The organism is Bacillus sp. (in: firmicutes), from assembly GCF_031983925.1.
GTDB lineage: Bacteria > Bacillota > Bacilli > Bacillales > Bacillaceae_G > Bacillus_A > Bacillus_A pacificus.
On record NZ_DALYZR010000003.1, the window covers coordinates 492,809 to 518,743 of the forward strand.

29 protein-coding genes and 1 riboswitch are annotated in these 25,935 nt (G+C 36.6%); of the genes, 25 read left to right on the top strand and 4 right to left on the bottom strand.

What is annotated here, in order from left to right; genetic code table 11:
• Positions 1-15: 15 nt before the first annotated feature.
• Positions 16-774: a TrmB family transcriptional regulator gene (locus RTP99_RS14000; protein WP_000939486.1), complete on the bottom strand. Its 759-nt coding sequence runs from the start codon at positions 772-774 to the stop codon at positions 16-18.
• Between the two features lie 188 nt (positions 775-962).
• Here RTP99_RS14000 and RTP99_RS14005 point away from each other — a divergent pair, with 188 nt between their 5' ends.
• The 4 genes from RTP99_RS14005 (at position 963) to RTP99_RS14020 (ending at position 4,865) form a co-directional block, all read left to right on the top strand.
• Positions 963-2,963 (top strand): methyl-accepting chemotaxis protein, encoded by a 2,001-nt coding sequence (locus RTP99_RS14005; RefSeq protein ID WP_000946341.1) that lies wholly within the window; start codon positions 963-965, stop codon positions 2,961-2,963.
• 77 nt (positions 2,964-3,040) lie between these two features.
• Positions 3,041-3,343, top strand: coding sequence for an MTH1187 family thiamine-binding protein (locus RTP99_RS14010; protein ID WP_001018869.1), 303 nt, complete (start codon positions 3,041-3,043; stop codon positions 3,341-3,343).
• Between the two features lie 48 nt (positions 3,344-3,391).
• Positions 3,392-3,637 (top strand): YusU family protein, encoded by a 246-nt coding sequence (locus RTP99_RS14015; protein WP_001290596.1) that lies wholly within the window; start codon positions 3,392-3,394, stop codon positions 3,635-3,637.
• Between the two features lie 310 nt (positions 3,638-3,947).
• The gene (locus RTP99_RS14020) at positions 3,948-4,865 is read left to right on the top strand and encodes a proline dehydrogenase family protein (protein WP_000436772.1); all 918 of its coding nucleotides are present in this window, start codon (positions 3,948-3,950) and stop codon (positions 4,863-4,865) included.
• 22 nt (positions 4,866-4,887) lie between these two features.
• Here RTP99_RS14020 and RTP99_RS14025 read toward each other — a convergent pair whose 3' ends face one another.
• The gene (locus tag RTP99_RS14025; protein ID WP_000831458.1) at positions 4,888-5,727 is read right to left on the bottom strand and encodes a D-alanyl-D-alanine carboxypeptidase family protein; all 840 of its coding nucleotides are present in this window, start codon (positions 5,725-5,727) and stop codon (positions 4,888-4,890) included.
• A gap of 87 nt (positions 5,728-5,814) precedes the next feature.
• Positions 5,815-5,961: a YuzL family protein gene (locus RTP99_RS14030; RefSeq protein ID WP_001096347.1), complete on the bottom strand. Its 147-nt coding sequence runs from the start codon at positions 5,959-5,961 to the stop codon at positions 5,815-5,817.
• 235 nt (positions 5,962-6,196) lie between these two features.
• On the opposite strand from RTP99_RS14030, the gene RTP99_RS14035 reads away from it, so the two are divergent.
• The 11 genes from RTP99_RS14035 to RTP99_RS14085 all read left to right on the top strand — a co-directional run bounded on the left by RTP99_RS14035 (position 6,197) and on the right by RTP99_RS14085 (position 17,912).
• Positions 6,197-8,578, top strand: coding sequence for a 3-hydroxyacyl-CoA dehydrogenase/enoyl-CoA hydratase family protein (locus tag RTP99_RS14035; protein ID WP_000486353.1), 2,382 nt, complete (start codon positions 6,197-6,199; stop codon positions 8,576-8,578).
• 21 nt (positions 8,579-8,599) lie between these two features.
• Entirely contained in the window at positions 8,600-9,772 is a 1,173-nt protein-coding gene (locus RTP99_RS14040; protein ID WP_001206327.1) for an acetyl-CoA C-acetyltransferase, read from the top strand.
• 264 nt (positions 9,773-10,036) lie between these two features.
• On the top strand, positions 10,037-11,821 hold the full coding sequence (locus RTP99_RS14045) for an acyl-CoA dehydrogenase family protein (protein ID WP_000416278.1): 1,785 nt from the start codon (positions 10,037-10,039) through the stop codon (positions 11,819-11,821).
• A 140-nt stretch (positions 11,822-11,961) separates the two neighbouring features.
• The gene (locus tag RTP99_RS14050; protein ID WP_001242582.1) at positions 11,962-12,684 is read left to right on the top strand and encodes an MBL fold metallo-hydrolase; all 723 of its coding nucleotides are present in this window, start codon (positions 11,962-11,964) and stop codon (positions 12,682-12,684) included.
• Between the two features lie 3 nt (positions 12,685-12,687).
• On the top strand, positions 12,688-13,245 hold the full coding sequence (locus RTP99_RS14055) for a TetR/AcrR family transcriptional regulator (RefSeq protein ID WP_000074945.1): 558 nt from the start codon (positions 12,688-12,690) through the stop codon (positions 13,243-13,245).
• 98 nt (positions 13,246-13,343) lie between these two features.
• On the top strand, positions 13,344-13,910 hold the full coding sequence (locus RTP99_RS14060) for a metal-dependent hydrolase (RefSeq protein ID WP_000457310.1): 567 nt from the start codon (positions 13,344-13,346) through the stop codon (positions 13,908-13,910).
• 463 nt (positions 13,911-14,373) lie between these two features.
• A complete protein-coding gene (locus RTP99_RS14065; RefSeq protein ID WP_000048022.1) occupies positions 14,374-15,087 on the top strand; it encodes a CPBP family intramembrane glutamic endopeptidase in 714 nt (237 codons plus the stop codon).
• A 146-nt stretch (positions 15,088-15,233) separates the two neighbouring features.
• Positions 15,234-15,419 (top strand): hypothetical protein, encoded by a 186-nt coding sequence (locus tag RTP99_RS14070; RefSeq protein ID WP_001180555.1) that lies wholly within the window; start codon positions 15,234-15,236, stop codon positions 15,417-15,419.
• Positions 15,420-15,432: 13 nt separating this feature from the next.
• Positions 15,433-15,681, top strand: coding sequence for a spore coat protein (locus tag RTP99_RS14075; RefSeq protein WP_001002987.1), 249 nt, complete (start codon positions 15,433-15,435; stop codon positions 15,679-15,681).
• A gap of 244 nt (positions 15,682-15,925) precedes the next feature.
• Positions 15,926-16,876: an L-lactate dehydrogenase gene (locus tag RTP99_RS14080; RefSeq protein WP_011040814.1), complete on the top strand. Its 951-nt coding sequence runs from the start codon at positions 15,926-15,928 to the stop codon at positions 16,874-16,876.
• Positions 16,877-16,898: 22 nt separating this feature from the next.
• Positions 16,899-17,912, top strand: coding sequence for a PTS sugar transporter subunit IIC (locus RTP99_RS14085; RefSeq protein WP_000666177.1), 1,014 nt, complete (start codon positions 16,899-16,901; stop codon positions 17,910-17,912).
• 56 nt (positions 17,913-17,968) lie between these two features.
• On the opposite strand, the gene RTP99_RS14090 is transcribed toward RTP99_RS14085, so the two are convergent.
• On the bottom strand, positions 17,969-18,616 hold the full coding sequence (locus tag RTP99_RS14090) for a phosphatase PAP2 family protein (RefSeq protein ID WP_000713765.1): 648 nt from the start codon (positions 18,614-18,616) through the stop codon (positions 17,969-17,971).
• 143 nt (positions 18,617-18,759) lie between these two features.
• On the opposite strand from RTP99_RS14090, the gene RTP99_RS14095 reads away from it, so the two are divergent.
• The 10 genes from RTP99_RS14095 (at position 18,760) to metQ (RTP99_RS14140) (ending at position 25,876) form a co-directional block, all read left to right on the top strand.
• A complete protein-coding gene (locus tag RTP99_RS14095) occupies positions 18,760-19,287 on the top strand; it encodes a hypothetical protein (RefSeq protein WP_000826900.1) in 528 nt (175 codons plus the stop codon).
• Positions 19,288-19,791: 504 nt separating this feature from the next.
• Positions 19,792-20,157, top strand: a complete 366-nt coding sequence (locus tag RTP99_RS14100; protein ID WP_000218967.1) for an arsenate reductase family protein — start codon at positions 19,792-19,794, stop codon at positions 20,155-20,157.
• Between the two features lie 41 nt (positions 20,158-20,198).
• A complete protein-coding gene (gcvH, locus tag RTP99_RS14105; RefSeq protein ID WP_000026900.1) occupies positions 20,199-20,582 on the top strand; it encodes a glycine cleavage system protein GcvH in 384 nt (127 codons plus the stop codon).
• Positions 20,583-20,908: 326 nt separating this feature from the next.
• Positions 20,909-21,253: a toprim domain-containing protein gene (locus RTP99_RS14110; RefSeq protein ID WP_000263237.1), complete on the top strand. Its 345-nt coding sequence runs from the start codon at positions 20,909-20,911 to the stop codon at positions 21,251-21,253.
• Between the two features lie 3 nt (positions 21,254-21,256).
• A complete protein-coding gene (locus RTP99_RS14115; protein WP_001974355.1) occupies positions 21,257-21,565 on the top strand; it encodes a thioredoxin family protein in 309 nt (102 codons plus the stop codon).
• Between the two features lie 154 nt (positions 21,566-21,719).
• Positions 21,720-22,064, top strand: coding sequence for a hypothetical protein (locus tag RTP99_RS14120; RefSeq protein WP_000781222.1), 345 nt, complete (start codon positions 21,720-21,722; stop codon positions 22,062-22,064).
• A gap of 125 nt (positions 22,065-22,189) precedes the next feature.
• Positions 22,190-22,298: riboswitch (SAM riboswitch) on the top strand.
• 179 nt (positions 22,299-22,477) lie between these two features.
• Positions 22,478-23,503 carry a methionine ABC transporter ATP-binding protein gene (locus RTP99_RS14125; RefSeq protein ID WP_000601777.1) on the top strand — a complete coding sequence of 342 codons (1,026 nt, stop codon included), beginning with the start codon at positions 22,478-22,480 and terminating at the stop codon, positions 23,501-23,503.
• Entirely contained in the window at positions 23,496-24,161 is a 666-nt protein-coding gene (locus tag RTP99_RS14130) for a methionine ABC transporter permease (protein WP_000359556.1), read from the top strand. Before RTP99_RS14125 ends, RTP99_RS14130 begins: the two co-directional genes overlap by 8 nt.
• A gap of 23 nt (positions 24,162-24,184) precedes the next feature.
• Positions 24,185-24,997: a methionine ABC transporter substrate-binding lipoprotein MetQ gene (gene metQ, locus RTP99_RS14135; protein ID WP_000735105.1), complete on the top strand. Its 813-nt coding sequence runs from the start codon at positions 24,185-24,187 to the stop codon at positions 24,995-24,997.
• 72 nt (positions 24,998-25,069) lie between these two features.
• Positions 25,070-25,876, top strand: a complete 807-nt coding sequence (metQ, locus tag RTP99_RS14140) for a methionine ABC transporter substrate-binding lipoprotein MetQ (RefSeq protein WP_000722393.1) — start codon at positions 25,070-25,072, stop codon at positions 25,874-25,876.
• Positions 25,877-25,935: the final 59 nt, after the last annotated feature.

Genomic DNA, 25,935 nt, shown 5'->3' on the forward strand with positions numbered 1-25,935 from the left:
AATAGAGGCGTTTTTTTAATATCTCAACTTCATCAACAAACTCTTAATTTCCTCATCTTCCATAAAGAGATCATGGTGTTTCTGGGTAATCTTTGCAAGTGCAACGTCGTGATAGAAAAATTCTGTAAAGAACTTTACGAAAGGTTGTGACATTGTTTTCATTGCTTGCCATGACTCTTGCTCTACACCAGCAAATAAAATTTCGCGGTCGTCAACGATGAGCAGTAAATAGCGCTCTAATGCGTTAGGCTCTTCAGCTGGAATTAGAAAATGCATGTTTTCTAAGTCTGTTTCGACTTTTCCCACTATAAGGGACTCGGTTTTGACGCCTTGTTTTGCTTTTTCCTCTAATAACGGAAGATATTCTAAAAGAGTATCGTTCCAAGCTGAAATGCGAATCGATTCTTTTGCACTTTCGATGAGCTCTTTACTTTGAACGCGAATAGAAGATTGCATTTTTAAGCTCCATACACGGTCATCTGTAAATGATTTTTTTGATATAGTTGTCTCCAATTCTTTAATATTAGATTGGAATTCTGTCGTTAATTTTTCAATTGCTAGCTTGAGTGGTAATGCTGTGTACAGCTTTTTCTTTTCTGAAACAGAATCCATTACCATTCCTTTATCGATCAGGCGTGCAAGCACTTCATATATTTTAGCTTTTGGCACACCAGAATGCTTCACAATCGTTGTAGCATCTAATGGTTCGTTGCTTGATACGACAACTTCGTAAGCTTGGCTTTCATATTGTGAGAAACCGAATTTTTGTAACATAGTTCCCTCCGAACGAATGAGATGATATAGCTTAAGGATAATGAACTATTTGTTTTTACACAAGTGGTAGTAGGTTTTCTGATGAGATTGAGGTGAGAATTAATTTCAATTTTTTAATTTTATCCATTATACTTAATATAATGATTAATAAGTTTTTAATTCAATGCGAAGGGGATGCTTGGGGGAAGATGTTAAGAAGTTTACGTTTAAAAATTGCGGTAGTATTTTCGGTACTTATTTCTATGATGTTCGTAATATTAGGTACAGCTATGTATCAATTACAGAAAGAGAAGGAAGTGCGCTCCTTAGACCAGTATTCTCAAAATACGATGGATCTTGTGACAGAGCAGTTAACTGCATTTATGCAGCGAATTGAAGAAGATATGGGTCATTATGGAAGCCATGATGATATTCAAAACATGTTACAAGATGGAGTGACTCCAGAAGAAGAAAGCTTTATTTTAAAAGAGTTTTCAAGATTTAAAAAGAACCATCCTGATATTTTAGACGTATACATTGGAACGAAAGATAAAAAAACGTTGAGTGCAAATCTTGCTGACGGAGGAAAAGTACCAGAAGGGTATGATCCAACGAGTCGTCAGTGGTATAAAGCATCAGAATCTGATACAAAATCGATTATTTGGGGGCAACCACAATATGAAATCGCGACAGGTAAGTTAAGTATTGGAGTGTCAAAAGCTATTGTCGGACAAGATGGCTCTGTTTTAGGGGTAGTAGCAATGGATGTATCATTAGGAACAATCCAAAAGCTACTCCATAATATTCAATATAATAATGGCGGAGAAATGTTTATCGTAAATGATAAAAATATTGCTATTGTATATCCAGGGCAAGTAGGAAAAGATGTTTCAAAAGAATCACTTGTAAAAAGTTTAAATAAAGATGAAACAAAATTTGCAGTGACGACATTAGGAGGGAACGATGTAGTAGCCTATAGTCAACTGTTTGATAAGATGAAATGGAAAATTGGGATTGTTTATCCGAAGGACACGATTGATGGGCTATTAAATAGTACGAGAAATACAGTCATTATAATGGCATGTATTAGCTTATTCGTTGGAATTGCAGCTTCATACTTGTTCTCAAGAAGGTTAGCAAGACCGCTGCAACTATTAACGAATCACGTTCAAAAAGTAGCAGAAGGTGATTTAACGTTGCAAATGAAAGTGACAAGTAAGGATGAAGTTGGAGAACTGACGAACCATTTTAATCATATGGTTGAGCAAATGAATGAAATGGTAAGCAAAATTAAAAATAGTGTATCAACCGTGCAACAATCAACGAATAATCTACATTATTTAACGAATGAAACTGTAGCAGCTAGTAGAGAAGTGTCAGGTGCAATGGATGACGTGAGCGGAGGAGCCTCTACGCTTGCTAATAGTGTAGATGAAGTTTCAGAGCAGCTCGAGAATATGGCGCAGTCAGTGGAACAAATGAATAACTCTGTTGGTGAAATAAAAGGTGTGGCTGGCAAAGCTGAAGAGGCATCTAAGCAAGGATTAAATACGATGCGTAATTTAGTTCGTACGAGGGGCCAATCCTCTTCGATTGTTGTTCATACAGAGGAAGCATCCGGAAAGTTAGAGCAAAGGGTTGGATCGATTCAAAATGTTGTAGAGCTTATAAAAGGTATTTCAGATCAAACGAATTTACTTGCTTTAAATGCTTCAATCGAGGCGGCACGTGCGGGTGAACAAGGTAAAGGCTTTGCTGTTGTTGCGGAAGAAGTTCGAAAATTAGCGGAACAATCAAAAGAAGCAACAGTAGAAATTGCGACGATGATTGGTGATGTACAAGTAGAGGTAAGACGAGTTGTAGAAGTTGTAAGTAAATTGAAAGACATTGCGGATATACAAAATAATGTTACGACAGAAGCAGAGGCGGAATTCCGTACCATTATGTCAGTTGTAAATACAATTAGTACTTCAGTGGAACAAATTGTAGAAGAGGTACATAACATCGGTCACGAGCAAGGAGAAATTACAGCGGTCATGCATACAATCGCTGGTACGAGTCAAGAAAGCGCAGCTGTTTCGGAAGAAGTAAATGCTGCAACTGAATCACAAGTGAACCATCTAGAAAAGGTAGCTCATACGATGGAAAGCTTGACGGAGCATATGAGAGACTTAGAAAGATTAGTTGAGCAGTTTAAAATAGAGGAATAACAAATTAGTAAAATGATGCGTATTTCGGTAAAATAGACAATGGATATATAAGAAGCAAGTATAGGAGGAAGACTACTATGGCAATTGTTGACGTATCGATTATTCCAGTAGGAACAAGTAATCCAAGTGTGAGTGAATATGTAGCAGAAGTACAAAAGGTGCTAGAGAAAAACTCAGATCGTGTGAAATATCAATTAACACCAATGAATACAATTATTGAAGGAGATCTTCCTGTCATTCTAGAAGTAATTCAACAAATGCATGAAGTTCCATATACGAAAGGTGCACAGCGCGTTGCAACAACAATTCGTATCGATGATCGTCGTGATAAAGTAAGCACAATGGAGAAGAAATTAAACTCTGTTCGATCAAAATTATAAAGAAAAGCAGCGATCTTCGCTGCTTTTTTCATATAGGAGGTAGATAAGATGAGTGAAAAGTTTAACGAACAATTTGACGGGTTGTTAGAGAAATACACGGAACTATTACTTGGAGAGAGCAATGAAGAGAGAAAAGAACAGGTACAGAAGTGGGCACTGTATTCTTACATAGCAAAGACGATGCCAGCTTTAGTGAAGCACTGGAATGAAACTTATCCCGATGCGAAAGAAGAGATGGTGCAGTTAATTACACATATTAAAAGGCTGAATGAAGAGAAGAGAAATGAGCAATAAAAAAACTCGAGGTAAATATAATCTCAAGTTTTCTGTATTAATATCCTCATATAATTTACATGGAATATAAAGGGTTTTATAGGCATGTCGAATATTTTCGGCATGCCTATTTTGTGCCTATTAAACTCTATTTTTCTAAATGTCGAAAAATATTTCAGGCATATTTATAAGCGAGAATATAGGTTTTTAAATGTTTTTATAGTATTTTATAAATTATCTAAATAATTATTTGTATCCAATAATTTTAAACAATGATATAATTTCGAAGAGGGGTAAAAAACAGATAAATTAAGTCATAGGGGTGAATTACATGGAACAATTAATGCGAAATTCGTTTCTTTTCTTATCTAAAAATAAAGCGCTAACAAAACTGGCTAAAAAGTACGGTTTACGCTTTGGTGCAGGTCGCTTTGTCGCAGGGGAGACAATTGAATTAGCGACAGCAGCTATTAAACAATTAAACAAGCAAGGACTTTGCGTAACAATCGATTATTTAGGGGAATTCGTTGATAATGAAGCGGAAGCAAATGAAATGGCTAACCAATCGATTGAAGCAATCCGTGCAATTGGAAGAGAAGGTCTTGATTCGCAACTTTCTTTAAAGATGACTTCTATGGGGCTAGATATCTCTGATGAAATCGTAATGAACAATATGCGCCGCATTTTAGAAGCTGCAAAAGAAAATGGTGTGTTCGTTACAATTGATATGGAAGATTATACACGCTGTGGAAAGACAATTGATATCTTTAAACAGTTAAAGTCTGAGTACGATAATATTGGTACTGTTATTCAAGCTTACCTATATCGTACAGAAAAAGATATTGAGGACTTAAATGCTTATAATCCTAATTTACGTCTTGTAAAAGGGGCTTATAAAGAACCTGAAGAAGTGGCGTTCCCGGACAAGAAAGATGTAGATGACAATTATAAAAAGATTATTAAAATGCACTTATTAAATGGAAATTATACTGCAATTGCTTCACATGACGAAGCGATTATTGAATATACAAAAAAACTTGCCGAAGAACACAACATTCCAAGGGATCAATTTGAATTCCAGATGTTATACGGTATTCGTAATGAGCGTCAACTTGAGCTAGTAAAAGAAGGTTACAAAATGCGTGTTTACGTACCTTATGGAAACGACTGGTATGGTTACTTCATGCGTCGTCTAGCAGAGCGTCCAGCAAACGTTGCGTTCGTATTAAAAGGTATGGTTAAAAAATAACCAAGGAGAAAATACTCCTTGGTTATTTTAATTGCTGAAATGCGTAATGTGCCATTTTCTTCGTATCAGGATACAGTTGCTTGCGAGTGGAAGATAATACAACATTAATGACACGTTTACCGTCTTTCTCATCCACTGTTACGACTGTATATTTTCCGAGTGCTGATAGACCGCTTTTACTTCCAATTGCATATGGATCGTCATATAGTTCTTCTCGTCCATAGTTTGCAATCTTTGGAGAGCGTTCTGAAGTATGTAGAGTTGTACGCGTTGAATTCATATATTCTAAAACAACTGGGTATTTTAATGCTTCTTTCGTAATTATAGCAATGTCATATGGTGATACTTTGTTTCCTAGTGCATCAGCACCACTTGCGTTTTTGAAAGTCGCATGCTTTGTACCAAGTTCCTTCGCTCTAGCATTCATCATTTTTACAAATTCATTTTTTGATCCTGCAATATGTTCTGCAATGGATTCAGCTATTGGGTCTGCACTAATGATAAGCATCAGTTTTAATGCCTCATCACGTTTTAACTTTTCCCCAGCACGAAGTTTAATTTTCTTACTTTGGCTTTCTGTTTTAATTGCGTTTTCTGTAACTGTAATTTCTTCATCTTCTTTTACATTCTCTAGTAAAAGAAGGGTTGTCATCATTTTGGCTATACTAGCCGGATAAGAGCGTTCGTCCTCTCTTTTTCCATACAAAATTTCACCTGTGTCTGCATCAATTGTAATGCCGTATTGCCCAGTGATATTAGGTTGATCAGCTCTTACAGCTTGTTGTCTTTGTGCGTAAGAGAAGAAAATCATCCCTGTAAATAGTGTGGCAATCATTACAATCATAACTATTGTTCGTTTCATTATAATTCCCTCATTTGTTACAAATAAATTGGGCAGAAAAAGCAGCCATTACCCATTATGCCACGTTCTCTGCCCAAAAATATAGCGTTATTTTTCGCCCATATTATGCTTCTTATATTGTTGGTTATTGCCTTGACGTCCTTTTTCTACGCCTCGATCAGTTGGGCCAGCGTTTCCTGTCACACTTGCTGCGCTAATTCCAGCCTTTGAAGGGTTCTTCTTAAGTTTTGCCATATATATTCCTCCAGTTTCGTCAGATTATAAAAAGGGAAAGTGTATTTTAGTGAAGAAAATACATATATAGCATGGGCAAATAAAAGAAAAATATTTATTTCAGAAAATTTTATCAATAAATATATTGCGAAAATTTAAACAGTATCATATATTTATTAGTAGAGGCTCACTCATTGATTGCGACTTATGTCGAAAAATTGAATGAGCATTCATTCAAGAATAGGGGGAGAATTGGATGTTCCAAATTAAAAAGGCTGCTGTTCTAGGGTCAGGCGTAATGGGTTCAGGAATTGCGGCACACTTAGCTAATATTGGTATTCCGACATTATTGCTTGATATTGTACCACCTGCGCTTACGAAAGAAGAAGAAGCGAAGGGACTTACATTAGAACATAAAAGTGTGAGAAATCGTTTTAGTAATACGGCACTACAAAAACTATTAAAGCAAAAACCAGCTCCTCTGACAGTGAAAGGAAATTTAGCACTGATTGAAGCAGGTAACTTAGAAGATGACCTTGAGCGTCTAGCTGATGTAGATTGGATTATTGAAGTAGTAGTTGAAAACTTAGATATTAAAAGGAAACTATTTGAAAAAGTAGATGCTGTTCGTAAACCGGGTTCTATCGTAAGCTCGAATACGTCAGGCATTTCAGTTGAAAAAATGGCAGAAGGTCGTTCAGACGACTTCCAGAAACACTTCTTAGGCACACACTTTTTTAACCCACCACGATATTTAAAACTTCTAGAGGTAATACCGACAAAAGAAACTGATCCACAAGTATTAAGCTTCATGAAACTATTTGGCGAAGACGTTCTTGGAAAAGGCGTTGTTATCGCAAAAGACACACCAAACTTTATTGGAAACCGCATCGGTACGTACGGTTTATTAGTAACTCTTCAAGAGATGGTAAAACGCGGCTATAGCATTGGGGAAGTTGATTCAGTAACAGGCCCACTTATTGGTCGTCCGAAGAGCGCAACGTTCCGTACATTAGATGTTGTCGGTTTAGATACATTCGTACACGTTGCAAATAACGTATATGAAAACGTACAAGAAGAAGAGCGCGATGTATTTAAAGTACCAGCTTTCATGCATGACATGCTTGATAAAAAATGGCTTGGAAGCAAAACAGGTCAAGGCTTCTTCTTAAAACAAGGAAAAGAAATTTTAGAATTAAATCCAGAAACGATGGAGTACGAAGCTCGTAAAAAATTAAAAGCTGCATCGATCGAGTTAAGTAAACAAGAAAAAGGTTTATCGAATAAATTGAAAGCGCTTGTATATGCGAAAGACCGCGCAGGAGAGTTGTTATGGAATATCATCACACCGACTCTTTTATACTCTGCAAAACTGCATAAAGAAATTGCTGACGATATCGTTGCAATTGACCAAGCGATGAAGTGGGGCTTCGGCTGGGAGCAAGGACCGTTTGAAGTTTGGGATGCAATTGGCGTTGAAAAGTCCGTTCAAAAGATGGAAGAAAACGGCGTAGTTGTTCCTGCTTGGGTGAAAGAAATGTTAGAGAAAGGTTTCACTACTTTCTACAAACATGATAACGGAGATAGCTACTATTACGATAATGGCGAATATAAGCTAATTGAACGTAATAAAAAAGCAATTTCTCTTAAGCAATTAAAAGCGAAAAATGGCGTATTAAAGAAAAATAGCGGAGCGAGCTTAATTGATTTAGGAGACGGCATCCTTTGTTTAGAATTCCATTCGAAGAGCAATGCGATCGGTATGGATATTACGCAAATGATTAACTACGCTGTTGATGAAGTAGAAAAGAATTATAAAGGTCTTGTTATCGGTAACCAATCGAAGAACTTCTGCGTTGGTGCGAACTTAGCAATGATCTTAATGGAAGCACAAGACGACAACTACTTTGAAATTGAGTGGGTTGTGAAAAACTTCCAAGATGCAATGATGAAAATTAAATACTCTTCTAAGCCAGTTGTAGCAGCACCATATGGTATGACGCTTGGCGGAGGTACAGAAGTTTGCTTACCAGCAGCGAGTATTCAAGCTTCTAGTGAAACGTATATGGGCTTAGTAGAAGTTGGCGTTGGCTTAATCCCTGGCGGAGGCGGTAATAAAGAGCTATACATTAAGCACTTAAATAAAATGGCAAACGGCGTAGAGTTTGACCTACAAAAAGTTGCAAATAAAGTGTTCGAAACAGTCGCAATGGCGAAAGTTTCCACTTCAGGACAAGAAGCAGTTTCTCATAACTTCTTAGGTGATAAAGACGGTATTAGTGTGAATGGTGATCACTTACTATACGATGCGAAACAGAAAGCACTTGCTTTATATGAAGCTGGTTATAAAGCGCCGATTCGTAAAAAGATACCGGTTGTTGGTGAAACAGGATATGCAACTCTTGCACTTGGTGCAGAAGCAATGCATTTATCTGGTTACATTTCAGAGTACGATCTTCACATTGCGAAGAAACTTGCATATGTCATTGCGGGCGGAAAAGTGCCGTATGGAACAGAAGTTGATGAGCAGTATTTATTAGATGTAGAACGCGAAGCATTTATTAGCTTAGTAAGTGAGATGAAATCACAAGCAAGAATGCAGCACATGCTTGTAAAAGGAAAGCCATTACGTAACTAATAACGAGGGGAGATATCGTTCATGAGAGAAGCTGTCATTGTTGCGGGAGCAAGAACACCAATTGGAAAAGCAAAGAGGGGTTCATTAAAAACAGTTCGTCCTGACGATTTAGGGGCGTTAGTAGTAAAAGAAACGTTAAAGCGTGCGAATTATGAAGGACCAATCGATGATTTAATTTTCGGTTGTGCGATGCCAGAAGCAGAGCAAGGTTTAAATATGGCTCGTAATATCGGCGGATTAGCAGGACTTTCTTACGATGTTCCAGCTATTACAATTAACCGTTACTGTTCTTCAGGTTTACAAAGTATCGCTTACGGAGCAGAGCGCATTATGCTTGGTCACTCAGAAGCTGTATTATCAGGCGGAGCGGAATCAATGAGTTTAGTTCCAATGATGGGACACGTTGTTCGTCCAAATAGCCGCCTTGTAGAAGCAGCTCCAGAATATTATATGGGTATGGGACATACAGCAGAGCAAGTTGCTGTGAAATATGGAATTTCTCGTGAAGAGCAAGATGCATTTGCAGTACGAAGTCATCAACGTGCTGCGAAAGCATTAGCTGCAGGAAACTTTGCTGATGAAACAGTACCTGTAGATGTAACGTTACGTACTGTTGGATCAAATAACAAACTGCAAGAAGAAACAATCACTTTCACGCAAGACGAAGGTGTAAGAGCAGAAACGACGATAGACATTTTAGGTAAATTACGTCCAGCATTTAACGTTCGCGGTTCTGTAACAGCTGGTAACTCTTCACAAATGAGTGATGGTGCAGCATCTGTATTATTAATGGACCGTGAAAAAGCAGTAAGCGATGGTATGAAGCCACTTGCGAAATTCCGTTCATTTGCAGTAGCGGGTGTACCACCAGAAGTAATGGGAATTGGCCCAATCGCAGCAATTCCTAAAGCATTAAAACTAGCTGGCTTAGAGCTATCTGATATTGGCTTATTCGAACTAAATGAAGCATTCGCTTCTCAATCGATTCAAGTTATTCGTGAACTTGGTTTAGATGAAGAAAAAGTAAACGTAAACGGCGGTGCAATCGCACTTGGACATCCACTTGGCTGTACAGGAGCAAAACTAACACTATCTCTTATTCACGAAATGAAACGCCGCAACGAACAATTCGGTATCGTAACAATGTGTATCGGCGGCGGAATGGGAGCAGCGGGAGTGTTTGAATTACTATAAAAAAAGTGCAGGTGGCTTGCTCAGAACAGGAGGGCGTTGGAAGCCCTGACGAAGAGGCGCTTTTTGCCTCACAGGAAGGGGGGAAACGACCGACTGTTCTAGCCACTGGAACTGGATTATAAAAAAGTGCAGGTGGCCCGTTCAGAACGAGACGTCACCAATGCAAAGAATGGAAGCAACAAAGGTTTATAAAAACAAAAGGGAGAGCCAGCTTCTTTCAAAATGAGAGAAGCGGCTTATGAAAATATGAAGGAGGAAATTTTCATGGAAAAAACAGTAGGAAATGCGGTTAAAGGCGGTAGCTTTTTAGTAGATGAGATTACGATTGATCAAGTGTTTACGCCAGAAGATTTTTCATCTGAGCATAAAATGATTGCAAAAACGACAGAGGACTTTATCGTAAATGAAGTTCTTCCAGAGCTTGAATATTTAGAGCAACATGAGTTTGATCGTTCTGTTCGTCTTTTAAAAGAAGCTGGGGAACTTGGTTTATTAGGCGCTGACGTACCAGAAGAGTACGGCGGAATTGGTCTTGATAAAGTAAGCTCAGCGTTAATCGCAGAGAAATTCTCTCGCGCTGGTGGCTTTGCAATTACTCACGGTGCTCACGTAGGTATCGGATCGTTACCAATCGTATTATTCGGTAACGAAGAGCAAAAGAAAAAGTATTTACCATTACTTGCAACTGGTGAAAAATTAGCGGCATACGCATTAACAGAGCCAGGTTCAGGATCTGACGCATTAGGTGCAAAAACAACGGCACGTTTAAATGCAGAAGGTACACATTACGTATTAAATGGTGAAAAACAGTGGATTACAAACTCTGCATTCGCTGACGTATTTATCGTATATGCAAAAATTGATGGAGAGCACTTCTCAGCATTTATCGTAGAGAAAGACTATGCTGGTGTATCTACAAGCCCAGAAGAAAAGAAAATGGGTATTAAATGTTCTTCAACTCGTACGCTAATTTTGGAAGATGCGTTAGTACCGAAAGAAAACTTACTTGGCGAAATCGGTAAAGGTCATATTATCGCATTCAACATTTTAAATATCGGTCGTTATAAATTAGGTGTTGGTACAGTTGGATCTGCGAAACGTGCAGTAGAAATTTCAGCACAATATGCAAACCAACGTCAACAGTTCAAACAACCAATCGCTCGCTTCCCATTAATTCAAGAGAAACTTGCGAATATGGCAGCAAAAACATATGCAGCTGAAAGCTCTGTATATCGTACAGTAGGCTTATTCGAAAGCCGCATGAGCACATTATCTGAAGAAGAAGTAAAAGACGGTAAAGCAGTAGCAGCTTCTATCGCTGAATATGCAATCGAGTGTTCTTTAAACAAAGTATTCGGTTCTGAAGTACTAGACTATACAGTAGATGAAGGTGTTCAAATTCACGGTGGTTACGGATTTATGGCAGAGTACGAGATTGAAAGAATGTACCGCGATTCTCGTATTAACCGTATTTTCGAAGGAACGAATGAAATTAACCGCCTAATCGTACCAGGTACGTTCTTACGTAAAGCGATGAAAGGTGAATTACCACTTCTTCAAAAAGCACAAAAATTACAAGAAGAGTTAATGATGATGATGCCAGAAGAAGTAGGCGATGAGCCATTAGCACTTCAAAAATATTTAGTAAATAACGCGAAGAAAATCGGCTTAATGGTAGCTGGATTAGCTGCTCAAAAATACGGTAAAGCATTAGATAAAGAACAAGAAATTCTTGTGAATATCGCTGACATCGTAAGCAACCTATACGCAATGGAGTCAGCTGTTCTTCGTACAGAAAAAGCAATTAAAACAACTGGTCTTGAAAAGAATAAACAAAAAGTGTTATACACTGAAGTATTCTGCCAAGAAGCATTCAACGAAATCGAAGCAGATGCGAAAGAAACACTTATCGCAGTTGAAAACGGCGACATGTTACGCATGATGTTATCATCATTACGTAAATTAACTCGTCACACACCACTTAACGTAATTCCGAAGAAACGTGAAATTGCTGCGAAAATTTTAGAAGATGAGCGTTACACGGTTTAATATTTTTAAAGAAAAGTAGTCGTATAAACGACTGCTTTTCTTTTTTTTCTGAAAAAATAAAGTTTTTAGTGACATAAAACTAATACCATTAGTATAATAAAACTAATGGTATTAGTTTTCGTGAAAAGGGAGATGGGAATATGAGAATGATGCATGAAAAAACGGTATATCAATTGTCATTTTTGCCAAGAGTGTTTCCTGTGAATTGTTACTTTATAGAGGAAGAAGATGGTTTAACTTTAATTGATGCTGCTTTGCCATATAGCGCAAAAGGAATTTTACAGGCGGCTGAGAAAATAGGAAAAACAATTACGAATATTGTATTAACACATGCGCATGATGATCACATCGGTGCATTAGACGCATTAAAGGAAGTACTTCCTCATGTTCCCGTCTATATTTCTAAAAGGGACGCAAAGCTGTTAGAAGGAGATACGACGTTACAAAAGGATGAACCGAATATACCGATAAAAGGCGGTGTACCTAAAAAAGTAAAAACGGTACCTGATGTTTTATTAGAGGATGGCGACCGAGTTGGATCGCTTCTTGCGATTATGACACCGGGACATACGCCAGGCTCCATGGCGTTTCTTGATGTACGAAATAAAGCTCTTATTGTTGGGGATGCATTCCAAACGAGAGGAGGTACGGCTGTTTCGGGACAAATGAAATTTTGGTTTCCGTTTCCAGCGATGGCAACGTGGAGTAAAGAAATATCATTACAAAGTGCAGAGAAGCTAAGAGAATATGAGCCGTCCTTGCTTGCGGCAGGGCATGGGAAAATGATAAACGATCCAGGGGCTGTCATAGAGCTTGCTATTAAGGAAGCTAAGCGAAATATAGAAAGTAGAAAAGAGGGTTAATTTATGTCACCGAGAATCGGACTTACATTACAGAAAATTGTAGAAACAGCAGCAGAAATTGCAGATACAAATGGAATACAAGAAGTAACGTTAGCTTCATTAGCGCAAACATTAGGGGTACGTTCACCTTCGCTATACAATCATGTGAAAGGTTTACAAGATGTACGGAAACATCTTGGTATTTACGGAATCAAGCAGCTGTATAACAAACTGGAAGAAGCGGCCGAGGGTAAACGGATGGATGAAGCAATTCATGCTTTAGGAGAAGCGTATGTAGCATTCGTACGCAAACATCCTGGACTATATGAAGCAACCTTTTTACGAGATGAAGAAGTAAGAAAAGCAGGTGACGGAATTGTAAAGCTTTGTCTTCAAGTTTTACAACAGTACGGCTTAGAAGGAGAGAATGCACTTCATGCGACACGTGGATTCAGAAGTATTTGTCATGGATTTGCGTCGATTGAACAGCAGGGCGGATTTGGTTTGCCGTTAGATTTGGATATAAGTTTACATGTATTGTTGGAAACGTTTATTAAAGGATTACGTGGAATGAGAGAGTGAATAAGAGGAGAGACAACATGAAGTTGTTGCTGAGGATGCTTTTTATATAGCAGGCTTTGATTTGCTGGAGGGACAATGACAAAAGGATGTGAAGTGAAATGTTTGCAGGACATTTTGGCTTAGCGGCAGCAGTAAAAGCCAAGTCACATAAACTACCACTTTGGGCTCTTATGGTAAGCTCACAATTGTTGGATATCATTTTTTTGCCGCTGTATATTTTAGGAGTAGAGACAATTGAACCTATTAATAGGAATAGTTATGGTGAAGCAATCATTCATGCGGATTACACACATTCTTTAATAGGAGCACTGTTTATTGCTTTTGTTGCAGGAATAGTGGGGAAAAGGTTTTGGGGCAAGCGGAGTGGTTTTGTTATAGGGGCTGTAGTTTTTAGTCATTGGATTTTAGATTTACTTGTGCACCGTGCTGATTTGCCGTTACTTCCGGGCAATTACGGAGACTTACCTATGCTCGGTTTTGGATTGTGGCGATTTCCGGCTATTAGTATCATATTGGAATGTATTCTTATTGCAGTAGGTGGTATATTATACTTCCGATATATTGTTTCAAGTGCGGGCGCACAAAAGAAATTTATAGCACAAGTAACTGGTGGATTGGTATTTGGATTATTAATTCTTTCGTTACTTATCAGTATAGTGTCTTGAATATGAATAGCCGGGAACCTTAGAAATGATTCTAAGGTTTTTTTAGTGCATATGATCCCAAAAGAATGGTAGGTTTTTCCTTATTAAATAATATTATTTAGCAGGTTTAAAAAATGTGTATATGGCTAAGGAAAGGCAAACGAAAATAAATGCAATAGGATCTTGATATGGACTAGGCTCAGAGCCCTTCTGGATTTCTGTAAGGAAGTCGTGGGTTTTCATGTTCATTGCTCCTTTAACTATTAAGTTTTATATGATGCGAGGTTTATGGTGAATAGGAAGTGTTTTTTGAAATTTCATATAATAATTATTGCATAGCAATTCTATTCCTAAAACTATAAAATATAAAGTTTTTATAATATGTAAAATTGCATATTATTCTTTTTGTAAAATTTGTTATATTATCTTTATATTTAAATTAAAGGATTTTAATGATATAAATGAGAATAACTGGAGGGATACTGTGAGTAAAACAGTGTTAGAAGCGTATAGTGCAGAAAGAAAAATAGAGAATATAACATATAAAAATCTATTTGTAATGATAGCAATGATTATAGGGATTTCACTCCTAGGAGGATTATTCCTTGGTTTAGCCTTTGGGATTTATGGAGAAGAAGCATTAAGTACTAAATTAGAAGGATATTATTTGCTCTTATTCGATGCATCTGTTGTTGCTATCGTTTTATTAGCTTATAAACCGGTTCTTCATTTTATTAAATCTATTTGGGATTTATCCGTTTTGAAGAGTGGGAAGACATATTTATATCTATTAATTGGTTTTATTATCATTGCAGTATCACAATATTTAATGTTACATGTATTTAGTTTTGAAAGTGCAGCAGAACAAAAGGAACAATTAGGGAGTTTAGGGCTTCAAAATAGCATACAAAGTATTATATATGTGTTAAGTGTTGCTATCATTACACCGGTTAAAGAAGAAATTTTATTTCGAGGTATTTTATATCGATTTTTAGAAAAGAGATATAATTTTTTAGTTAGTATCATGATTTCTTCCTTCGTTTTTGGAATTCTTCATGGAGGTCTTCTAATTACGGCAACGATTATGGGAATGGTATTTGCAATGTTATACAAAAAGACACAATCTATTATACCTGGTATTATTTTACATATTGTATGGAACTTACTTGTGAGTATAAGTATGATTGTATCTCTATAAAAATAAATACATAACCAGTATAAAAGATGAATGGCTTAGCTATTCATCTTTTATTTTGTATGCACGTGAAAAAGTTAATTTATGTATACAATCAAAAAATAGCTAAATACTAACAGTGAACGAATAAAGAAAGGTAGGAGTATTCTATGCAAAATTTAACAGAGCTTGAAGTAGAAAACTTACGTCATTTAATTGGTGGACATGCAACAATTATTAACAAGTTGGAGCAGTATGCACAGACGTGTACGGATCCACAACTGAAACAAATGCTACAAAAAGATGCGCAAGATGCACGAAATACGAAACAACAATTAATGACTTTCTTAGGATAGGAGGAAGCGAAAGATGAATGAAAAAGATATGGTAAATGATTATTTAGCAGGATTAAATGCAAGTTTAACAAGTTATGCAAATTATATCGCTCAGTCTGATAATGAACAGTTACACCAAACGTTAATTCAAATTCGTAATCAGGATGAGATGCGTCAACGTAATATGTATGAGTATGCAAAGCAAAAGAGTTATTACAAGCCAGCAGCACCTGCGAATCCGATGATTGTACAACAATTAAAAAGCCAATTAAGTGCGGAATAACAGAAAAAAGAAAACGAGCGAATCTATTCGCTCGTTTTCTTTTTGTATATGTCAATAAATACATAATAAATATTTTTCCAGTTGTAACAAATATGACGAAAATGTAATATAACAATTCACAAAAAGGACAAAACTTTGCTCAATATTTCACAAAGTATCCATGGTTTATATCGTGGGAATCTCTATAATTAGGAGTGTAAAGAACAAAAGAAATAGATTATATGATCAATTAGGAGAGATTGCTATGAAACGAAATACAAGAAAAATTGCAATTATCGGTACTGGATTAGTTGGATCAAGTTGTGCATATTCCATTGTGAATCAAGGCATTTGCGAAGAGCTATTATTAATTGATATAAATCATGAACGTGCAGTTGGGGAAGCGATGGATTTATCACACTGCATTAACTTTACAAATACAAGAACAAAAGTATATGCAGGAAGCTATGAAGACTGCAAAGATATGGATATTGTTATTATTACAGCAGGACCAGCACCAAAGCCAGGGCAAAGTCGCTTAGATACTTTAGGAGCGAGTGCGAAGATTATGGAAAGTGTTGTTGGTGGCGTAATGGAAAGTGGATTTGACGGTATTTTCTTACTTGCATCGAACCCAGTTGATATTATTACATATCAAGTGTGGAAATTATCTGGATTACCTAGAAATCGTGTGATCGGTACTGGTACATCACTAGATTCTTCTCGCTTACGAACAATTTTATCTGAAATGTTACATGTAGATCCTCGTAGTATTCACGGGTATTCATTAGGGGAACATGGTGATTCTCAAATGGTTGCTTGGTCACACGTAACTGTTGGTGGAAAACCAATTCTGCAAATTTTAGAAGAGAAAAAAGATCAATTTGGTGAAATAGATTTAGATGAAATTGTTGAGAAGACTGCAAAAGCTGGATGGGAAATTTATAAACGTAAAGGAACAACTTATTACGGAATCGGAAATTCTCTAGCATATATTGCGAGCTCAATCTTTAACGATGATTACCGTGTCATTGCTGTATCAGCTATTTTAGATGGTGAGTATGGTGAATATGATCTTTGCACAGGAGTACCAGCTATTATTACTAGAGACGGTATAAAAGAAATTGTAGAACTAAACTTAACAGAAGATGAAGAATCTCGATTCGCAAAATCAAACGACATTTTACGTGATTATATGAAAACAATTGGTTACTAACTTATAGGAGAAGGTGAAACAAATGAAGGAATATATAATGTCTCGTGTATTTAAAGCTTCTGCTGGAATTGCACAAGGTATTTTCGTATCCCTCGGAATTGGTTTACTGATCGAAAATATAGGAAGAATTGTTGATATTCCGTTGCTTATTACAATCGGAGTTGTTGCAAAATCACTTATGGCACCAGCCATTGGTGCCGGAATTGCTTTTATGCTCGGTGCAAATGGCCTTGTAATCTTCTCGGCTATGGTAGCTGGAGCGATTGGTGCCGGATCCATTTCAATTACTGAAGCAGGTCTAATTATTAAAACAGGTGAGCCAATCGGAGCATTATTAACAGCGACTTTAGCTGTATATATTGGTAAACGTTTAAGTGGAAAAACTGCGTTAGATATGATGCTCGTTCCATTTGCGGCCATATTAGGTTCTGGTTTAGTCGGTATTTGGTTATCTCATAATATTACTCCTGTTTTAAATACAGTTGGAGCATTCATTAAAGATAGCTCAGCTGGTAGCCCGTTCATCGCTTCTATCGTTATTGCGGTAGTTTGGGGACTATTACTTATCTCCCCAGCTTCATCAGCTGCGTTAGCGATCGCACTTAGCTTAGACGGTGTTGCAGGTGGTGCTGCTCTTGCAGGCTGCGTTGCTCAGTTTATCGGATTCTCTGTTATCTCAGCGAAAGAAAATAATTTAGGCGGCATATTAGCTCAAGCACTTTGTACTCCGAAAGTACAGTTGCCAAATATCACTAAAAATCCAATGATTCTCGTCCCAACTGTTGTCGCCAGTGCGATAGTTGGTCCAGTATCAGCATTAATTTTCCAACTGGAAGCAGGAAAAGAAATTGCAGGTCTTGGATTAAGTTCCCTTATCGCACCAATTAATTTAATTTCCAGCGAAGGATGGGAAGTTGTCCCAGCGATGGTAATCACTTATATCGTCATTCCAGTAGCTGTTTCTTATATACTTTACATTGCTCTTAAAAAAGCAGGTCGTATTCACTCTGGTGATATGACTGTACCGCAATCTTAACTTGAAAATCTCCCTTTATATAGAGAAAAGCAGACTGAGAAGCCACAGTCTGCTTTTTACATTTTTTGATTTTGTTTTACTGGAACACGTACTGTTTCTTTTGCTAATAACAGCTGAACGCCGAAGTATAGTATGCTTGCAAGCGTCATTCCAGAGATGGCGTCTACAAATGCATGTTGCTTCGTAAATAGCGTTGATAAAATAATAAGCGTACCGAAGAAGGTAAGAATGTAATATTCAAAAGCATGTTGTTCTCTACGTTTAAAGGCAGCTAGCATAATGACAAATGTAGTAAGAACATGAATGCTCGGGAAACAATTTACCGGTTGATCGATACTATAAATATAGCGGACTAGTTCAGAAAACACGTCTGATCCAACGACGGTTGGACGTGGTACAGTTGTCTGCCAAAAATAATAAATGGAAAAACAAGCAAGTTTTCCGAGAATGATACTACTTAAAGTGACATAATATTGTTTTCGATCTGCAAAGCAGTAATAAATAAGTGCGCCGTATAAGTAAGGAAACCAAAGTAAATAAGGAATAATAAATGCTTTCACAAATGGAATCCAATCATCTACTACAGTTGTGACATCTACTGCGTGTACAGTCGATTTATTTAATACATCGTAAAGGGGACTTACGAGTACGAGTAGAAGTATATAACTTAACGGAAGAAAAGATGAAAGTTTAAATTTCTTCATGATAATCTCCTATGTTTAGTAATGTAAGTAAATTCAATTGATTATAATATAGAAACGTAATTTGGGCTATCGATTTTGCTTACATTTTCTTGAATGAACCTTACGTTTTTGTCACTTGACTGAAAAGAAGGGGAGGGTGCTAAATGAAGCGTTTATCGTATTTCTTAGTTTTTATATTGATATGCCTAGCGAGTGCTGGGTGTGCAAAGGATAAAGAAGGAGAGAAATTAGAATATAACGGAAGAGCACTCGTAATTGGAGTTGTTGGAGAAAAACCGAAAGATACGTTTAGGAATGTAAAGTTTGAGGAAATGAAGTTAGAGGAACTGGAAAAGAAATCTAAGGAAGTAGATGGTTTTCTCATAATGAAAGATCACTTTCAAGAAGCCTCAACAGAGCAATATAAAAATGTATTTTCATCACTAAAGAAACCAGTATTTTTTATCGGTTTACAAGATAAATCATATTCGATTTTTATTACAAAAGGGATAGAGTATAACAGTGCCCGAAAAGATGTAAATGCGATGTATACGCAAGGGTTTGCAAATATCGGAAGTGGTGAAGGACAACAATGGGCAGTGGGTTTATCGAATGGCGGAAATACTGAAGAAAGCATTCATAATATGTATATCGTCGTATTTCAAACAATTGCAGATTATTTAAGTCGATAATGAAGGAGCCTGTAAACTAGGCTTCTTATTTTTTAAATAAACGTTTGTTTAAGAAGTATGTTCGGTAGGAAGAAACTGATGGAGCTCAGGGGGTGAACAAAGAAAAAAGGGGAATTAATCAAACGTTTGTTTAAGAAGTATGTTCGGTAGGAAGAAAGCGATACAGCTCAAGGGTTAACAAAGAAAAAAGGGGAATTAATCAAACGTTTGTTTAAGAAGTATGTTCGGTAGGAAGAAAGCGATACAGCTCAAGGGTTAACAAAGAAAAAAGGGGAGTTAATCAAACGTTTGTTTAAGATATATGTTCGGCGAGTGATAAGAGAAGAATCTAAAAAAAATTTATATATTTATTTTTCCTTAACAAATGGCGGAAAAATAAGAAAAATTTGCAGGATTATTAAAAATTATCACGAAATAAGTAAAAGTTTAGCGAATAATCGTTTGAAATAATAAAACGTTTTCTATATGATAAAGGTAAAGGTTAGTAAAAAAGTAGGTGAATTTATGACAGTAACATTTTATTCATATCCAAAGTGTGGCACATGTCAAAAAGCAAAGAAATGGTTTGAGGCAAACGATGTAGCATATGAGATGATTCATATTGTTGAAAATCCACCATCAAAAGAAGATTTACGTAATTTACATGAAAAAAGTGAATTACCATTAAAAAAATTCTTTAATACAAGTGGAATGCGTTACCGTGAACTTGGTCTGAAAGATAAGTTAAAAGATGCAAGTGAAGACGAAATGTACGAGCTTTTAGCATCTGATGGCATGTTGATTAAACGTCCAATTGTAACAGATGGAACGAAGGTAACACTTGGTTTTAACGAAGAGCAGTTTGAAAGTGTGTGGAAAAAGTACCAATAAGGTATTTTTACATAATTAATACATTCACTGGAGGTACAGTCATGAGCATTCCAAATAATTTACGTTACTCTGAAGAACACGAATGGGTAAAAACTGAAGGTAATGAAGTTGTTATCGGTATTACTCACTTTGCACAAAGTGAGCTAGGCGATATCGTATTCGTTGAACTTCCAGAAGTAGGTGCAACAATCGAAGCTGACGAGCCATTCGGAAGCGTAGAATCTGTTAAAACAGTTTCTGAATTATACGCACCTGTAAGCGGTAAAGTTGTAGCAGTAAACGAAGAATTAAGTGACCAACCAGAACTTGTTAACGAATCTCCATACGAGGGTGCATGGATGGTTAAAGTTGAACTTTCTGATGCAAGCCAAGTTGAGAAGTTATTAACTGCTGAAAAATATGCAGAAATGACAAACCAAGACTAATTATAGTCGACTGAAGGACAGCCTTTGTGCTGTCCTTTTTTATTTTATGTAAAATAATGAACGTAGAATCATATACTAATTATCGTGTGGGAGAACGTTTTTTGGAAAAACTTTTTTGTTTTAAGCTTTATATAGTTCTAGCTGTTTTCGCTTCTTCTTGCAAGGCAAAAAGCGCCTTTACGTCAGAAGCTCCATCCCCCTCGCAATCTGAACGAGCCGCTTGCGCTTTTCTTTTGCAAAAATAAACAGGAAACAACATGAAAATAACGAATATACTATATACTAAGTTAAAGGTTGTATAGTATATGGTGATCGGGTGATGACATATGGTTTATGTAGAAAAAGTCATTATTGTAGAAGGTACATCAGATAGAAGAAAGATTGAATCTATTATTCGGGAACCGGTGGAAATTGTTTGTACAAATGGTACAATTGGTTTGTCGAAAATGGATGAGCTCGTTGATCAGTTTTTTGATAAGGAAGTGTATGTACTAGTGGATGCTGATGATGCTGGAGAAAAGTTAAGGAAACAATTTCGAAAAGAATTCCCGCAAGCAGAGCATATTTATATTGATCGCTCGTACCGAGAAGTGGCAACTGCGCCATCTTCACACTTAGCAAATGTATTATGGGGAGCTGACATTGACGTTTATACAGAATATTTACGGTAAGGAATGATAGAAGTGATTGACTGGACAGGAGCCGAAGCTACAGCTCTAATAGAGAATGAAGAAAAAACAGTGTTATATGTATATACTCCAATGTGTGGAACATGCCAATTAGCAAAAAAGATGTTAACTGTCGTTGAGATGACAATTGAAGGTTTGAAAATTGGAATGTTAGATTTAAATTATGCTCCGCATTTCGCGAAAGAGTATGGGATCGAAAGTGTACCTTGTTTACTTGTTTTTGAAAATGGGACACTGATGAAGAAGATATACGCATTTCATTCGGTTGAATATTTATATACGGAATTAAAGTAGGCGGCAAAGTTTTTGCCGCCTCGACATATTTCTCGGGAAATATGTCGAGATGCAGGGTGGTTACAGTATTTGTCGAGCGAAAATAACAGGATTGCTCTTTAGTGAGAGGGAATGGTATGTGTAATAGAAAGTGATATGAAGGATGTGATTTAGAGTGAAATTATATTCTTTGCTGCAATCATTTGTAAATTACGCTAATGGTCAATATCATTTAGAACCGCTTTTAAGACAAGGAGAAAAAACTGTTAATTTCCGCTTTGGAGATGAAAGTTGTTCGTTACAAATTTCAAGAGATTATATAGAGCTGTTGAAAGAAGAAAGAGGAACAGAGCAAATTGTGTGTGTAGATGAAGAAGATGTAAAAGAATTGGTGAACGGCAATGTACGATTGCAAATGTTAATGAACGATGGACGTGTACAATATTCGGGAACGTATCGAACGATGCTATTAGTTGAATCGATGTTTCATATATGTAAACCGATGTCAGTAGGTGCTTAAAATTCTGAAGTTTCATTTTTTGCGAAAATTTCTGTTGACATGGTGTGTGGATATTGATACAATTCAATTCATAAAATATAGATAATTTCATAAATTACAAATCAGACGAAAATGTAATCTGATTTCTCTTATCAAGAGAGGTGGAGGGACTGTGCCCTGTGAAGCCCGGCAACCGTCAACTTTATGTTGAAATGGTGCCAATTCCTGCAAAGCAAATGCTTTGAGAGATGAGAGAGAGGGATAATGTTGTTATATACGCACATAAACCTTTCTGCTTCTCTAAGGCAGAAAGGTTTTTTTGTTGTTTGAATGTGGAGGACATTCAAATAATAAAAGTAGTGATAACGGTGGACTACACGCATTAAACATAAAAAATTGCGGAGTCGATCCAAACAAAAAAGGGGTGATACACCATGATTCTATTAGAGAATGTAAAGAAAATATATAAAGCAAAAAGCGGTGATGTCACTGCTGTAGATAATGCCAATTTAAAAATAGAGAAAGGTGAGATATTTGGTGTTATCGGATATAGTGGCGCTGGAAAAAGTTCTTTAATTCGATTATTCAATCAGTTGGAGAAACCAACTTCAGGCCAAATTACAATTGCAAATCGCGTGATTTCAGCGATTACAGGAAGCGAACTTCGTAAGGCAAGGCAAGAAATCGGAATGATTTTTCAACACTTCAACTTACTTTGGTCACGAACTGTACGTGAAAATATTGAGTTCCCACTTGAAATTGCAGGTGTTGATAAGGCGAAGAGAAGAAAACGCGTGGATGAGTTAATTCATCTTGTTGGATTAGAAGGAAGAGGAGACGCGTACCCATCTCAGCTGAGCGGAGGACAAAAGCAACGTGTTGGTATTGCGAGAGCGTTAGCTAACAATCCGCAAGTACTTTTATGTGATGAAGCAACGTCAGCTCTTGATCCAGAAACGACAGATCAAATTTTAGATCTATTATTAGATATTAATAAACGTCTCGGTTTAACGATTGTACTCATTACACATGAGATGCACGTAATTCGAAAGATTTGTAATCGTGTTGCAGTAATGGAAAAAGGGAAGATTGTAGAAACAGGTCCAGTACTTGATGTGTTCCGTAATCCGCAGCAAGACATTACGAAACGATTTGTACAGCAGTTAACGGATTCTGAAGATACAAATGAAACGATTGAAAGTTTAATTGAAAAATATCCAGATGGAAAAGTAGTTCGTTTGCAGTTTATCGGTGAAGCGGTAGAAAGACCAGTACTTCAAAGATTAATGCAACGCAGTGATATAGAAGTTAGCATTTTGCAAGGAAATATCGCACAAACGAATAACGGCTCTTACGGTAGTTTAGTTGTTCATTTAAATGGTGAGGAAACAGCGATTCAGCAAGCAATAGAGGGAATACATCAAGATCAAGTAGAGCTGGAGGTGATTGCACATGGATAAGTTACTCACAAATGTTGATTGGAATCAAATGTTAGAAGCAACTGGTGAAACGTTATATATGACGGCAATCGCCGCTCTTGCCACATTTGTTTTAGGACTCATTTTAGGATTGTTACTCTTTATGACAGCGAAAGATAATTTATGGGAAAACAAAGCGGTTAACACAGCGATTGGAGCTTTCGTAAACATTTTCCGCTCGATACCGTTCATTATTTTAATCATTTTATTAATTCCATTCACAAAGATTTTGCTTGGAACAATTCTTGGAGCGAGTGCAGCACTTCCAGCTTTAATTATTGGAGCGGCACCATTTTATGCAAGAATGGTTGAAATTGCACTTCGCGAAATTGATAAAGGTGTAATTGAAGCTTCAAAAGCGATGGGAGCAAAAACAAGCACAATTATTTTGAAAGTGTTAATTCCAGAATCGTTACCAGCGTTAGTATCTGGTATTACGGTTACGACAATTGCTTTAGTGGGCTATACAGCAATGGCGGGAGTTGTTGGTGCTGGTGGTCTTGGAACACTTGCTTATTTAGAAGGATTCCAACGAGGAAATAACGACGTAACAATCGTTGCGACAATTTGTGTATTACTAGTTGTATTTTTCATTCAGTGGATTGGTGATCGTGTAACGACTCGAATAGATAAACGATAATAAAAAACGGGAGGATGTTTCAAATGAAAAAATTATTACTTACAGCACTGATTTCAACTTCAATTTTTGGGTTAGCTGCTTGTGGCGGAAAAGATAAAGATGAAAAAAAACTAGTTGTGGGGGCTTCTAACGTACCGCATGCGGTTATTTTAGAAAAGGCTAAACCTTTATTAGAGAAAAAAGGAATTGAGTTAGAAGTGAAAAAATTCCAAGACTACGTATTACCAAATAAATCGTTAGCGGATAAGGATTTAGATGCAAACTACTTCCAGCACATTCCGTATTTAGAAAAAGAAATGAAAGATAAAAAATATGATTTTGAAGTAGCAGGAAAGATTCATTTAGAACCGATTGGTGTATATTCTCAAAAATATAAGAGCTTAAAAGAACTTCCAGACGGAGCGACAATTATTATGAGTAATTCAGTTGCTGACCATGGACGTGGTTTAGCAATTTTACAAAAAGAAGGTATTTTAAAAATTAAAGACGGGGTAGATCCAGTTAAAGCAACTCCAAAAGATATTGCGGATAACCCGAAAAACTTGAAATTCAAAACAGATATTGAGCCTGGTTTATTGCCACAAGTGTATAACAATAAAGAAGGCGACGCGGTTCTAATTAACTCGAACTATGCAATTGATGCGAAGTTAAACCCAGAAAAAGATGCAATTGCAATTGAAAGTAATGATTCACCATACGCAAACGTAGTAGCTGTTCGTAAAGGCGATAAAGATAAGAAAGAGATTAAAGCTCTTGTAGAAGTATTACATTCTAAAGAAATTGAAGATTTCATTAATAAAGAATATAAAGGGGCAGTTGTTCCTGTAAAAGAATAATTGCTGTAAAAGGGCTGGTGTATGCCAGCCCTTTTTATAACTACATAATTATACGGGAGAAGGGGACATCATATGAAAAAGATTCTATTGTCAGTTTTTACAGCGCTGTCTGTATTTACATTAGCTGCTTGCGGAGGAAAAGAGGAGAATAAGCTTGTTGTGGGAGCTTCTAACGTACCGCACGCTGTTATTTTAGAAAAGGCACAGCCAATATTAGAGAAAAAGGGTATTAAATTAGAAATTAAAAAATTCCAAGATTATGTGCTGCCGAATAAAGCGTTAGCGGATAAGGAAATTGATGCAAACTACTTCCAGCACATTCCTTACTTAGATAAAGAAATTCAAGAAAAAGGATATAAAATTGTAAACGCAGGGAAAATTCATTTAGAGCCAATGGGCATTTATTCTAAGAAATATAAAAGCTTAAAAGACTTACCAGATGGTGGGACAGTGATTATGAGTAATAACGTAGCGGAGCGTGGCCGTATGCTAGCGCTGTTACAAAAAGGCGGCGTTATTAAATTAAAAGACGGAGTAGATGTTGTGAAAGCAACAGTAAAAGATGTTGTAGAAAATCCGAAAAACTTAAAGTTTAAAACAGATGTAGAGCCTGGTCTTTCACCGAAGTTATATGAAAATAATGAAGGTGATGCATTATTTATTAATTCAAACTATGCAATTGATGCAAAATTAAATCCAACAAAAGATGCGATTGCGATTGAAGGATCAGACTCTCCGTATGCAAATATTATTGCAGTTCGTAAAGGTGACGAGAAGAAAAAAGAAATTAAGGAGCTAGTAGAAGTACTGCATTCAAAAGAAATTCAAGATTTTATTAATAAAGAATATAAAGGTGCTGTACTTCCGGTAAGTGAATAGATATAAGGAAAGGGCTGGAAATTTACCAGTCCTTTTTTCTTTATATAAATAAGAAGAAA